We start from the raw sequence: 12,643 nt of genomic DNA, 5'->3' as shown, positions 1-12,643 counted from the left end.
GCCTTAACGGCAAGCAGCCTTTTGTACCAATCAATTGTGAGGATGATCAGACAAGCCGGAACAACTTGCCCGGATTGAAGATATTATCCGGATCGAGCGACGTTTTGATGGCGCGCATCACATCCAGTGCATTGCCGGCCTCTTCGGCAAGAAAACTCATCTTGCCCTGGCCGATGCCGTGTTCGCCGGAGCAGGTGCCGTCCATAGCAATGGCGCGGCGGTTGAGACGGGCGACAAAGGCTTCGGTTTTCGCGACGCTTTCGGCATCCTTGCCATCAAACAGAATAAGGACGTGGAAGTTCCCGTCGCCCGCATGACCGACGATCGGCGCGAGAAAACCGTTCTCCTCAATATCCCGCTGCGTTTCCACCACGCAGTCAGCGAGGCGCGAAATCGGCACGCAGACATCGGTGGACAACCCATCGAGATGCGGTGCGAGCGCCCGCGACGCCCAATAGGCGTCATGACGCGCTTTCCAGAGCTTGTTGCGCTCGGCGGCATCGCTCGTCCAGCGGAAGTCGACGCCGCCGCATTCCGCCGCGATCTCGGCAAACTGCTGCGATTGCAGAGCCGCCGTCTCCTCGGTCCCGTGGAACTCCACGAAAAGCGTCGGCTTCTCCGCGTAGTTCAGGCCGGAATAGGCGTTGCACGCCCGCACCTGCACCTCGTCAAGCAATTCGATGCGGGCAACCGGAACGCCCATCTGGATCGTCATGATGACGGCATCGCAGGCCGCCTTGATCGTGTCGAAGGTGCAGACACCGCCGGCGATCTTTTCCGGAATGCCCTGAAGCCGCAGCGTCACGGACGTGATGACGCCGAGCGTCGCCTCGGCCCCCACGAAAAGCCGCGTCAGGTCGTAACCGGCGGAGGACTTGCGGGCGCGGCGCGCCGTGCGGATTTCCTCGCCATTGGCGACAACAGCCGTAACGGCAAGCACATTGTCTTTCATCGTGCCATAACGAACGGCATTGGTACCGGAGGCGCGCGTCGAGGCCATACCGCCGATCGAGGCATTGGCGCCCGGATCGATCGGGAAGAACAGGCCGGTATCGCGCAGATAGACGTTGAGGTCCTCACGCGTCACGCCCGGCTCCACCGTCACGTCAAGATCTTCGGCATTCACCTCAATGATGCGATTCATCCGGCTGAAATCGATGCAGATTCCGCCGTTGGGCGCATTGACCTGCCCTTCAAGCGAAGACCCCGTTCCGAAGGGAATGACCGGAACCTTGTATTGGGCGCAAGCCTTCACCACGGCCTTCACATCATCGGCGCTTTCGGCAAAAACGACCCCGTCAGGCGCCTGCAGGGTCAGATAGGTGGTGGTGTGCCCATGCTGCTCGCGAAACGCCTGGCCCGTCTGGATCTTATCGCCCAACTGCTGCTTCAGCACCGCGAGCACAGACGCAATGCCCTCTTCATTCCGCTCACCCGCAACAACGTCTTTCAGCGCCATCATCCATCTCCACCGCAACATCTGCCCGTAACGGATTCGATCCGTTACGAAATTCCGTCAGGTGGTATGGGATAAGGTTAACGCTTTGTCCAGCATCGCGATTGCGCCGAATGTGGTTTGGCGAAAACCCCGTCCTATTCCGCTGCGAGCAACGGCTTGTCCTCCTCCAGCGCCTTACGGCGGGCGGCAAGTTCAAGCTCGCGATGGAGGCGGATTTCCTCATCCGCCTGCGGCTTGGCAAAGCGGGCGATGAGCAGATAGGAGACCGGCGTGATATAAAGCGTCACCAGCGTCGCGAAACCGAGACCGCCGACAATGACCCAGCCGAGCGCGATGCGCGCTTCCGCGCCCGCGCCCTGCGCCAGCACCAGCGGCACGCCACCAAGAATGGTGGCGATCATCGTCATCATGACAGGGCGCAGGCGGATGCTGGTGGCCTTTTCGATGGCTTCCCGTACGGTCGCGCCCTGATCGCGCAGATGATTGGCGAATTCCACGATCAGGATGCCATTCTTGGCCATCACGCCAACAAGCAGCACAAGACCGATCTGACTATAGACGTTGAGGCTCGATCCGGTGACCAGCAGCGCGATGACGGCGCAGGCAAGGCCGAGCGGCACCGTCGTCATGATGATGACTGAGCTCAGGACACTTTCGAACTGCGCGGCCAGCACGAGGAAGATGATGGCAATGGCAAAACCAAAGGTCAGCAACATGCCGCTGGAGTTCTCCTCAAGCGTCGCCGCCTCACCGAGCGGCAGCAGGCGGGCGCCGGGCGGCAGGATGGATTGCGAAAGCTCGTTCACCTTTTCCAGCGCCTGACCGAGCGAAACCCCGTCCTTCAGATTGGCCGTGAAGCCGACGGAGGGCAGCTGCTGCTCGCGGTTGAGCTGCGGCGCAACCGCATTTTCCTTCAGCGAAGCAATGACCGACATCGGCACGATCTTCCCGTCGCCCGTTTTCAGGAAGACATTTTCAAGATCGGTCGGATCATTGATCGGCCGGGTGGAAGACAGGAGCCGCACCGGGATTGCATCGCCATCCACGAAAACGTCAACGACCGAGCGTCCTTCCAGCAACGACTGCATGGCGCGCGACAGCCCGGTGATATCGATGCCGAGATCGGAGGCGCGCTCGCGGTCGATGGAAACGGAAAGCTGCGCCTGATTGGGCTCATTGTCGAAACGCGGCGTATCGAACAGGCCGCTTTCCTCCATGGAAAGCAGCAGTTTCTGCGTCGCCGCCGTCAGCGCCGCATAGTTGCTGCCGACCATCGCCATCTGCAAACCGTTGCCGGCGCCACGAATACGCAGGCTGTTCGGCTGCATCGCACTGCCGCGCAGCGCCGGCACCTTGTTGGCGGCGGACGTGACGTCAGCGGCGATCTGATTCTGGGTGCGCTCGCGATCGGCCCAAGGGGCGAGCGTCAGCACCATGAAACCGGTATTGGAGGAACCGTTCATGCCCGTGATGGAATAGATATTGCGGATTTCCCCGCTGTCGCGCAGCGGTTGCAGATTTTCCTCGATGCGCTGCAGCTGGTCGCGGGTATATTCAAGGCTGACGCCCTGCGGCGCGGTAACCCGCATCATGATCGAGGCACGGTCCTCGCGCGGCGTCAGCTCGTTCTGGATCATGCCGAAGGCAATCCACGACAGACCCGAAAAGATCAGCGCCACGATAATCACGATCAGCGGATTGTTCAGGCAGGCTGAAAGCGTCGACTTGTAGGTGGAGGCAAAGACATTGCCAAACCAGGCGAGCGGTCCCGTCTGTTCCTTCAACCCCTCCTTCAACATGCGGGAAGCCAGCATCGGGCAGAGCGTCAACGCGACGATGGAGGACAGGCCCACGGCGAAGGCCAGCACGAAACCGAATTCGCGGAACAGGCCGCCAAGCTGGCCCGGCAGGAAGGAGAGTGGAATGAAGACGGCCGCAAGCGTCGCCGTCGTTGCGATGACCGCGAAGAAGACTTCCTGCGTGCCGAGAACGGCAGCGGCCCGCGGCCCCATGCCTTCCGCCCGGCGGCGCACGATATTTTCCAGCACCACGATGGCGTCATCGACCACCAGGCCGGTCGCCAGAACGATGGCGAGCAGCGTCAGAATATTGACCGAAAAGCCGACCATGTAGATGGCGACAATGGTGCCGATCAGCGCCACCGGCATGGTGATCGCCGGAATGAGGGTGGCGCGCCAGTCGCGCAGGAAGAGATAAAGCACGACGACGACGATGATCGCCGAAAGACCGAGCGCCAGTTCGACCTCGTGCAGCGCGCCTTCGATGAAGACGGCGTCATCACTGGTGACGACGATGCGTGTGCCTTCTGGCAGATTGGCCGACATGGCATCGACGGCGGCCTTCACGCCGGTGGAAATATTGAGCGTGTTGGACTGCGCCTGACGGATGACGCCAAGACCGACACCCTGCACGCCATTGGAGCGCAGCGAGGTGGATTCGTCATCCGCACCGAGCATGACGGTTGCCACGTCGCGAAGGCGGATATTGTTCTTGATGAGAAGGTTGGAAAAGTCCTCCGGCTTCGTCAGGCTCGCCGTGGCGCGCACGACGATGTCCTGCGTCGTGCTTTTCAGCGATCCCGCCGGCACGTCGAGTGCCGCGCTGGCGAGCGCGTTGGAAACATCGGTCACAGTCAGACCACGGCTGGCGAGTGCTGCCTGATTGAGATCGACGCGAAAAACCTTTTCCTGATCGCCATAAAGCTCGACATCGGCAACGCCGTCGACAGCAGCCAGACGGTCGATGATCTCGTCATCCACCAGCTTGGTCAGATCTTCCATGCTGAGCGTCGACGAGGTGACGGCAAGGCGCATGATCGGCTGGCTGTCGGAATCCGCCTTGATGATCTGCGGCTCGTCGGCATCATCGGGCAGCTGATTGGTGACGCGGCCGATGGCGTCACGCACATCGTTAGCCGCAACGGCCATGTCGACATTGTCGCCAAATTCCATCGTCACGCGGCTGGTGCCGAATTGCGAGTTGGAAGCGATGGATTTGATGCCGCTGACACGCGCCACCGCACCTTCGATGGTCTGCGTCACTTCCTGGTCGATCGTCTCAGGCGCAGCACCTTCATAGGTGGTCCTGACGCTGATCGACGGCCGGTCGACGTCAGGCAATTCGCGCACCTCGACGCCAACCAGAGCGGCGAGGCCAGCCACGACCAGCAGCGTGTTGAGGACCGCCGCCAGGATAGGCCGGCGCACGAACAATGCGGTGAAAGCGAGCTTGGAATCCTGACCGGAAGGCGACTGCGTCATTGGCTGGCGACCTCCTCCGGCTTCGGCTGTTCGCCGACGCGGACGGCACCGCCTTCACGCACGCGCTGAAGGCCCTCGATCACGACTGGCTCGCCTTCCGCCAGTTCCGCCTTGACGAGAACCGCATCAGGGTTGCGCTGCACGATCTGCACCCGCACCTTGTTCGATTTGTTGTCGGTGACGCGCCAGACATAGGAGCCTTCCGCATCCCACTGCACGGCCAGAGGATCGACCGAAGCATAGGTCTCCCCGGCAAAACGCATGGTAACGCCGAAGGACATGCCGGCCCTCAGTTCGTCCTTCTCGTTACCGAACTTCGCCCGGATGCGGATCGTGCGGCTTGCTTCATCGACACGGTTGTCTACAGCTTCGATTTCACCCTTGAAGGTTTCGCCGGGACGCGAAATGGAGGTCGCCTCCACCGGCATTCCGACCTTGATCACGGTTGCAAACCGCTCGGGTGCCCAGAAATTGACGAGAATTTCCGACCGGTCGTCGATGCTGACGATGGTTGACTGCGTGGTGACGTTGTCGCCAATATTGGCGGCGACGATACCGGCCACACCCTCAATCGGCGCGACGATGTCGCGGCGCCTGAGATTGAGTTCGGCAGTGCTGAGCGCCAGCTTGGCGGATTCTTCGGCAATCTGCGCATCCATCACATCGAGGCGGGAAACGGATTTCAGGTTCTTGTAGGAACTGGATTTTTCAATCGCGCTGCGCAGCGCGACCTGCGCCTTGTCGCGTTCGATCACCTGCTCTTCGTCATCGAGCCGCGCAAGCACCTGCCCCTTCACGACACGCGCGCCGGCGGCCGTGCGGATTTCTGAAAGCGTGCCCGATGTCTGCGGCATGACGACGACTGACTGGATCGCCTGGCCGTTGCCGATGGCGTTCAGCCGATCATTGACCGTGCCCTTTTTCACCGGAGCCGTCACCACCAGGGTGGCGTTGCCGTTGCGCCGCGAACCACCATTCTGGCCTGTGGGCGAACCGGCCGTTGCGACCTCTATCGCGCCTGCCGGCGTTTTGCCGAGCCCCATGCTGGCGAGCACATTGCGGGCTTCGGGCGAATAAAAGCCCCAGAGACAGAGCCCTGCCCCCACCACGGCCAGACTGACACCCACCTGTTTCCAGACCCGCATATAGTTCTCCGGTTGATCATCGCAGCATAAAGCAGCCCCTGAAGCGTAGGCTTCGGGACATCAGCAGTATTCCCCCTCGTTTAAAACGAGGCAACGCACAAATCCGTTTCTTACGTAATTGTAATTTGTGATGGATTCTCGTCGAGCACACGACGAAGGCCATTTTTATCGCAAATATTCTTCAGCGCGGTAATCTGCCCCCAGGAAAAGAGCCGGAGGAAGCCATGAGCACCGTAACGAAAGTACAAAATCCCGAAGCCGATCCGCGCGTCAAGGCGGTATTTGACGACATCCGCACCACCCGCAAGTCGGACTTCATCAATAATATGTGGCTCTACCTCGCCTTCGATCCTGACCTTCTGGAAAAGACATGGGCCGAGGTCAAGGCGGTGATGGCGACACCTTCGGCGCTCGACCCCGTGGTCAAGGAAATGCTTTATATCGCGGTGTCCGTCACCAATGGCTGCTCCTATTGCGCCCATTCCCACACGGCCGCCGCCAAAGCCAAGGGCATGACCGGCGAGCAGCACGCCGATCTCCTGCGGGTCATCGCGCTTGCCGCCAAGACCAACCAGCTTGCGGTGGCGCTGCAAGTCCCGGTGGATGCCGCTTTTGATGCCGACAGGCAGGCATGATGCAAAAAATGCCTTGGAATAGGCGTTTTGACTGACGATACCGGAATAAAAGCAGAACGCGGTTCTGGCCTTTATATCCCGAATCACTACATTGGGCCGCATGAGCAACAGTTTCGACGATATGCCGTTCTTCGATGAAGAACCCGTGACGCCGCGCAGGGCGACGAATAATGCAGGCGCAGAAAGCGCCGGCGGGCTCGGCATTGCCGCCCGCGCGATGGCTGCGCGCGATCAGACGCGTGCCGCGCCCGATTATCTTTCCGGCCTCAACCCGGAACAGCGCGACGCCGTGGAAACGCTTGACGGACCCGTTCTTGTCCTTGCGGGCGCCGGCACCGGCAAGACCCGCGTTCTGACGACCCGCATCGCCCATATTCTCGCGACCGGCCGTGCCTATCCCAGCCAGATCCTTGCCGTGACCTTCACCAACAAGGCGGCCCGCGAGATGAAGGAACGTATCGGCGTTCTGGTCGGCGGCGCTGTCGAGGGCATGCCCTGGCTTGGCACCTTCCATTCCATCGGCGTCAAGCTTCTGCGCCGCCATGCCGAACTCGTCGGCCTGAAATCGGATTTCACCATTCTCGATACGGACGACGTGGTGCGGCTGATCAAGCAGCTCATTCAGGCCGAAGGTCTCGATGACAAGCGCTGGCCGGCAAAGCAGTTTGCCGGCATGATCGACGGCTGGAAGAACAAGGGGCTGACGCCGCCGGATATTCCGGAGGGCGACAGCCGCGCTTTCGCCAATGGCAAGGGTCGCGAACTTTACACCGCCTATCAGAACCGCCTGAAAACACTGAACGCCTGCGACTTCGGCGATCTTCTGATGCACCCGATCAGCATCTTCCGCCGCCACACGGATATTCTGAAGGAGTATCACCAGAAGTTCCGTTACATTCTGGTGGACGAATATCAGGACACCAATACGGCGCAATATATGTGGCTGCGGCTTCTCGCGCAGCGCGCCAAGGACGAGCCGCAGAACGTCTGCTGCGTGGGTGACGATGACCAGTCGATCTATGGCTGGCGCGGCGCGGAAGTGGACAATATCCTCCGCTTCGACAAGGATTTTCCCGGCGCCAAGGTCATCAAGCTTGAACGCAACTACCGCTCCACCGAGCATATTCTCGGCGCAGCCGGGCATCTGATCGCCCATAATGAGGGCCGTCTCGGCAAGACGCTGTTCACCGAACGCAGCAGCCCTGACGATGAAAAGGTCGTGGTGCATGCCGCCTGGGATTCCGAGGAGGAAGCCCGCGCGGTCGGCGAGGAAATCGAACAGCTTCAGCGCAAGAACCACAAGCTGAACGACATGGCGATCCTCGTTCGCGCCTCCTTCCAGATGCGCGAATTCGAAGACCGTTTCGTGACGCTCGGCCTCAATTACCGCGTCATCGGCGGCCCACGCTTTTATGAGCGCCTCGAAATCCGCGACGCCATGGCCTATTTCCGCCTCGTCTGCCAACCGGCCGACGATCTCGCCTTCGAGCGGATCGTCAATACGCCGAAGCGCGGCCTCGGCGATACGACCATCCGCAACCTGCACGACTATGCCCGCGCCCGTGATATTCCGATGCTGGCGGCAGCCGCCGATATCATCGAGACCGACGAGCTGAAACCGAAGGCCCGCAAGGCGCTGTTCGATGTGGTGCAGGATTTCCGCCGCTGGCAGGGTCTCCTGGAAAATACCGAGCACACCACGCTTGCCGAGCAGATTCTCGACGAAAGCGGCTATACCGCCATGTGGCAGGCCGACAAGACGGCCGAAGCGCCAGGCCGGCTGGAAAACCTAAAGGAACTCATCCGCTCGATGGAAGCCTTCGAGAGCATGCGCGGCTTCCTCGAGCATGTCGCGCTCGTCATGGATGCCGAGCAGAACGAAAATCTCGATGCCGTCTCCATCATGACGCTGCATTCCGCCAAGGGCCTGGAATTCGACACCGTCTTCCTGCCCGGCTGGGAAGAAGGCCTGTTCCCGCACCAGCGGGCTCTGGACGAAGGTGGTCGCTCCGGTCTGGAGGAAGAACGCCGCCTCGCCTATGTCGGCATCACACGCGCCAAGAAGCTCTGCCATATCTGGTTCGTCTCGAACCGGCGCATTCACGGGCTGTGGCAATCCACCCTGCCCTCGCGGTTCCTTGATGAACTGCCGTCGGCCCATGTGGATGTCGCGGCATCCGACAGCAATTACGGCGGTTATGGCGGACGCGGCGGCTACGGCCAGTCGCGCTTCGACAAGGCCGACCCCTTCACCAACAACTATTCCACCCCCGGCTGGAAGCGCGCGCAGCAGAACCGCAGCGACGCCACCCGCGACAATTGGGGCACCCGCTCCGGCCATGCGGTGGAACGAATCGGTTACGGCGAAAGCGGCCCGCGCACCCGTACGATAGAGGGCGAGCTGGTGGCGAAATCCGTCGCGGACAAGCCGTCGAAATTCTTTGTCGGCGACCGCGTTTTCCACCTCAAATTCGGCAACGGCAATATTTCCGCCATCGAAGGCAACAAGCTGACGATCGACTTCGATCGCGCCGGACAGAAGCGCGTGCTGGATGGATTTGTGGAAAAGGTTTGATTCGACAACTATGAGTGCCCGCAGACCGCTTTTTCCGTAGCCCACGTCATGCGGTTGCAATAAAAGAGTTGCAATGGGGATGTGAAAACCGGGTGAGGACTGCTTTGCATATATTACCGAAAAGCCAGCGCAAGCTTGCGGTTTTCCTGATCAACATGGACAGCGCCACCAAACGCCTCGCGGATATGAACGCCCGCCTTGACGCCATGGGGCTGAAGGCGGAGCGCGTCCCCGGCGTCAATGGCAGGGAGCTGAATTACCCGATCCCGGAATTCAGCGAGATTTCGTACATGCTCATGCATGGCCGCCGCACCTCGCCGCCGGAGATTGGCTGCTACCTCAGCCATGTCGCCTGCGCCCAAAAATTCATGGCGGGCGATGCCGATATCGCGCTCATCCTTGAGGATGACGTGGTCTTCGATGATGATTTTCTCAACGCCATCGATGAGGCGGTGCTGAACGGCGGCGACTGGGATCTGCTGAGGCTGACAACGGTCAGCAATGGCCGGAAATTTCCGTTCCGCCCGCTTTCCAATGGTCGTTCGCTCGCCATTGCGATCACGCGGGAAAAAGGGTCGGGAGCCTATCTCGTCAACCGCCGCGCCGGAAAATGGATATCGAAACTGATCCCCATGCGGCTCGCCTATGACATCGCATTCGATCTGGAATATCTCGCGGGCCTCAAGGCGGCGTTCATCTCCCCGCTTTGCGCCACGCAAGATGCGGACGGAGAAAGCCAGATCCAGAACAATCTGCGCATCTACCGCCTCCCGCGCTGGCGTTATTTCACCGTACTGCCCTATCGCGCCTTTCTGGAAACCAGTCGTTTCCTGCTGCGCGGCATCCGCTTCGTCATGGCGAAGGCGAAGGTGGCTATGGGAGGCGGCAAGGGCAAGACCGCTCCAGCCAGTCATTGAATTATCTGTCTTACACTTCGCCGGGCGTGAACCCGACAAGATAGACGGCCGCGACCACGGCTGCGATAAGGAAAATCGAAACGACGAAAATCGTCATCCGGTTCAATGGTTTGCGCGTCGTTTTCTTCATGCTGCAATAATGCGCGGCAGGGTGGCTTGTTCCGCAACGCACAGGATAATGTCGCGTGAAGCAGCAAAGCGGCGCAATTCGATTCCGCTTCAGGCACATATCGGCTAAAGCTCGGGTTCCTCTTCAGCTTTCCGGCCCGCCATGACAGACACGACGCATCCACGCCTCAACCCGCTGCATCTTGCCGCCGCCTTCGCCAGCGGTTGCCTTTTGACATTGATGGTGCATTTCAACGGTCAGCTTGCCCATTACGGCAATGCGCTGTTTTCCTCCTGGACAGCGCATGGAACCGGCACGGTGGCCGCCCTGATCTATCTCGCCATCATGCGCCCGAAGAAAGACGCAGCAGCACCGGCAAAACCGAAAGCGCCGCTCTGGGCCTATTGCGGCGGGGTGGTGGGTGCCGCCATCGTCATCCTCACCTCCACCGCCGTCAATTCGCCGCTGGCGCTTTCCGGCACCATTGCGCTTGGGCTTGGCGGACAGGTGATTTTCAGCCTCCTGGCTGATCTTTTCGGCCTCTTCGGTCTGCCCAAAAGAAAGCCGGACCTGCGGGACATGGCGGCGGTGGCGCTGATCCTGTGCGGCAGCGCGCTTATCATCCTTGTGGGGAGAACGGCATGATACTCTGGATCGCCATGGCCTTTGCCGGCGGCGTCTTCGTGGCGCTGAGCCGCCAGATCAACGGCCGCCTCAGCCTGTCGAACTCGCCGCTCATCGCCTCCTTCTGGAACCACATTGTCGGTTTTGGTGTGCTGACCGTCATCGGCCTTATTGTCGGCGGCCTCATTCCGCCGGGCGCCGCCGATGCGCCATGGCTCGCCTTTATCGGCGGCCCGATCGGCGTCGTTTTCATCGCTTCGGGAAGCTGGCTCATACCGCGCATCGGTGCGGTCAATACCGCCCTTCTGGTCATCAGCGGCCAAATGGTTTCAGGCGTGGTTCTTGATCTTTTCAGCGATCATCCGCCGAAAATCTGGGCAAGCGCACTTGGGATTCTGTTGATCCTGGCCGGCATGGTGCTGACACAGCGGCGCAGTCGCTAAAGCATTTTCAGTAAAAATGCGCAGCGGTTTTACGTCCGGAAAATGCGTAGAACTTAAGAAAGCTCAGGAGTCGCTGCCTCGCGAGAACATGCCGATCAGGGTCTTGCCGCCGCTTTTACCGCCGCTGCTGGCAAGTGTCGGCCGGTTACCGTTCAGTTTCGGCACCACCACCATGCGCTTGACTTCGCCGCGTTTGAAGGCCGCAAGGAAGCGCGAATAATCGCGGAACACAACGCAGCCGTTCGATTCACCGCGTTTTGCCAGCATGTAGGTGTGCGCCAGAAGACCGTCGCGGCCGTGCGGGTTGACGCCGCTTTCCGGTGTCAGACGAATGGCTTCGACTCCGTGGAACCGCGCCTCGCGCATCGTCAGACGATAGCTGGAGGGCGGCGTCGAACCGCGCATTCTCACATGCACGTAATCGGGGTTGTCGCGCATCTTGCCGATGCCGGAATGCGCTTCCAGCTTCTCGCCGTTCGGCATGTGCACGACACCGGAGGAAATATCGTAGATCGCCGTGCCGTTGCCGCGATCCGGCCACGGAACCGCATCCATCTTGCTCGGCTCGCGTATCGGATTATCAGGCTTTGCAAAGGCGAGCATGGCGCCGGTGCTCTGCTTGGGCGGCGCAGGTGCGCGCAGGGGAACCGGCGCATCAAAAGCAGGCGCCGAAGCAACCTCGGCCCTGGACGGTGTGGCAGGACGCGGTGACGGCTCGACCGCCTGAGCCGTCGCGACTTCAGGCCGGAAACTCGGCAGCGGCACATCATCGGGCAGCAGGCTGCTTGCTTCTTCCTCGATCTGCGGCCGCGCCAGCGCCACTTCAAATGCCGGATGCTGCGGAACGGCGCTCTGATAGGCGACCTCGGAGGTGCGTCCAAGCGCCGAATCGACGATTGCCGAAGGCTTGAGCGCGGCGAGTTCCTTAACGGTCGCCTGCCCTTTCGCGTTCGCTGCCGCGCCGAAGCGCTCGCCGAATTCCTTCGCACCAATCTCGGGCATGATGCCGGCAAGGCGAACAGCCTTCTGCTGGCCGTGGCTATGGTCACTCAAACGGGAAAACTTGCGGATGTGAATATCTCGCGCGGCCGTGCGGACAATCGCCGTTTCAGCCGAATCGAGCCTCGTCACCAGGGTCTTTTCAAACTGTCCGACACCATGCGAGGCAGCGGCCATGCTATGCAGCGAGGCAAAGGCTGCGACTGCGAAAAGGCTGGCAAAAACGCCGCCGCCGAGAAGCGCGGACATCCGTCCGAGCGAAGAGGATTTGCCTCTCTTGGCGGAAGACGAACCGGCAAAGCCGGCACCATTATAGGCCGCAGCAGAAAACGCCATGATACTCGTTACTCGAACCGTTCACGCATACCCGGCCGACGCCGGAGGGATTTTGGGACATCCGAAGAGCGGGCGGACACCACGCCGGTTTCGGAATTGACTGGTTCGAAGCATGACGAA

Annotated in this window: 9 protein-coding genes; 5 read left to right on the top strand and 4 right to left on the bottom strand. The window is 60.7% G+C overall.

Translation table 11 applies throughout. The features are described from left to right. Window positions 1–46: 46 nt before the first annotated feature. From V6R85_RS09725 to V6R85_RS09715, 3 genes are all read right to left on the bottom strand, one after another. Window positions 47–1,459 (bottom strand): FAD-binding oxidoreductase, encoded by a 1,413-nt coding sequence (locus V6R85_RS09725; RefSeq protein ID WP_111834741.1) that lies wholly within the window; start codon window positions 1,457–1,459, stop codon window positions 47–49. A 134-nt stretch (window positions 1,460–1,593) separates the two neighbouring features. Next, complete coding sequence (locus tag V6R85_RS09720; RefSeq protein WP_003507521.1) at window positions 1,594–4,740, bottom strand: efflux RND transporter permease subunit; 3,147 nt, start codon at window positions 4,738–4,740, stop codon at window positions 1,594–1,596. Further along, window positions 4,737–5,885, bottom strand: coding sequence for an efflux RND transporter periplasmic adaptor subunit (locus V6R85_RS09715; protein ID WP_003507520.1), 1,149 nt, complete (start codon window positions 5,883–5,885; stop codon window positions 4,737–4,739). Before V6R85_RS09715 ends, V6R85_RS09720 begins: the two co-directional genes overlap by 4 nt. A gap of 224 nt (window positions 5,886–6,109) precedes the next feature. On the opposite strand from V6R85_RS09715, the gene V6R85_RS09710 reads away from it, so the two are divergent. The 5 genes from V6R85_RS09710 (at window position 6,110) to V6R85_RS09690 (ending at window position 11,188) form a co-directional block, all read left to right on the top strand. Next, window positions 6,110–6,520: a carboxymuconolactone decarboxylase family protein gene (locus tag V6R85_RS09710; RefSeq protein ID WP_003507518.1), complete on the top strand. Its 411-nt coding sequence runs from the start codon at window positions 6,110–6,112 to the stop codon at window positions 6,518–6,520. A 100-nt stretch (window positions 6,521–6,620) separates the two neighbouring features. Continuing rightward, window positions 6,621–9,095: an ATP-dependent helicase gene (locus V6R85_RS09705; protein ID WP_107675916.1), complete on the top strand. Its 2,475-nt coding sequence runs from the start codon at window positions 6,621–6,623 to the stop codon at window positions 9,093–9,095. Window positions 9,096–9,199: 104 nt separating this feature from the next. Further along, window positions 9,200–10,012, top strand: a complete 813-nt coding sequence (locus tag V6R85_RS09700; RefSeq protein WP_111834740.1) for a glycosyltransferase family 25 protein — start codon at window positions 9,200–9,202, stop codon at window positions 10,010–10,012. Window positions 10,013–10,283: 271 nt separating this feature from the next. After that, window positions 10,284–10,766 carry a DMT family transporter gene (locus tag V6R85_RS09695; RefSeq protein ID WP_111834739.1) on the top strand — a complete coding sequence of 161 codons (483 nt, stop codon included), beginning with the start codon at window positions 10,284–10,286 and terminating at the stop codon, window positions 10,764–10,766. Continuing rightward, entirely contained in the window at window positions 10,763–11,188 is a 426-nt protein-coding gene (locus tag V6R85_RS09690) for a DMT family transporter (RefSeq protein WP_111834738.1), read from the top strand. The genes V6R85_RS09695 and V6R85_RS09690 overlap by 4 nt, the downstream gene beginning before the upstream one ends. A gap of 63 nt (window positions 11,189–11,251) precedes the next feature. Here V6R85_RS09690 and V6R85_RS09685 read toward each other — a convergent pair whose 3' ends face one another. Then, window positions 11,252–12,523 carry a DUF2778 domain-containing protein gene (locus V6R85_RS09685; RefSeq protein WP_099086068.1) on the bottom strand — a complete coding sequence of 424 codons (1,272 nt, stop codon included), beginning with the start codon at window positions 12,521–12,523 and terminating at the stop codon, window positions 11,252–11,254. Between the last annotated feature and the right edge of the window lie 120 nt (window positions 12,524–12,643).

The sequence above is a fragment of the Agrobacterium sp. CCNWLW32 genome (assembly GCF_037083425.1).
GTDB classification, from domain to species: Bacteria; Pseudomonadota; Alphaproteobacteria; order Rhizobiales; family Rhizobiaceae; genus Agrobacterium; species Agrobacterium radiobacter.
Note: the sequence above shows the minus strand (reverse complement) of the source record. Positions and strands in the feature narration are given on the sequence as shown.

Excerpts from the sequence above, each read along its gene's own strand:
- V6R85_RS09710 (WP_003507518.1), top strand. The coding sequence starts at position 6,110 with ATGAGCACCGTAACGAAAGTACAAAATCCCGAAGCCGATCCGCGCGTC.
- V6R85_RS09725 (WP_111834741.1), bottom strand. The coding sequence starts at position 1,459 with ATGGCGCTGAAAGACGTTGTTGCGGGTGAGCGGAATGAAGAGGGCATT.
- V6R85_RS09705 (WP_107675916.1), top strand. The coding sequence starts at position 6,621 with ATGAGCAACAGTTTCGACGATATGCCGTTCTTCGATGAAGAACCCGTG.
- V6R85_RS09685 (WP_099086068.1), bottom strand. The coding sequence starts at position 12,523 with ATGGCGTTTTCTGCTGCGGCCTATAATGGTGCCGGCTTTGCCGGTTCG.
- V6R85_RS09695 (WP_111834739.1), top strand. The coding sequence starts at position 10,284 with ATGACAGACACGACGCATCCACGCCTCAACCCGCTGCATCTTGCCGCC.
- V6R85_RS09715 (WP_003507520.1), bottom strand. The coding sequence starts at position 5,885 with ATGCGGGTCTGGAAACAGGTGGGTGTCAGTCTGGCCGTGGTGGGGGCA.
- V6R85_RS09720 (WP_003507521.1), bottom strand. The coding sequence starts at position 4,740 with ATGACGCAGTCGCCTTCCGGTCAGGATTCCAAGCTCGCTTTCACCGCA.
- V6R85_RS09690 (WP_111834738.1), top strand. The coding sequence starts at position 10,763 with ATGATACTCTGGATCGCCATGGCCTTTGCCGGCGGCGTCTTCGTGGCG.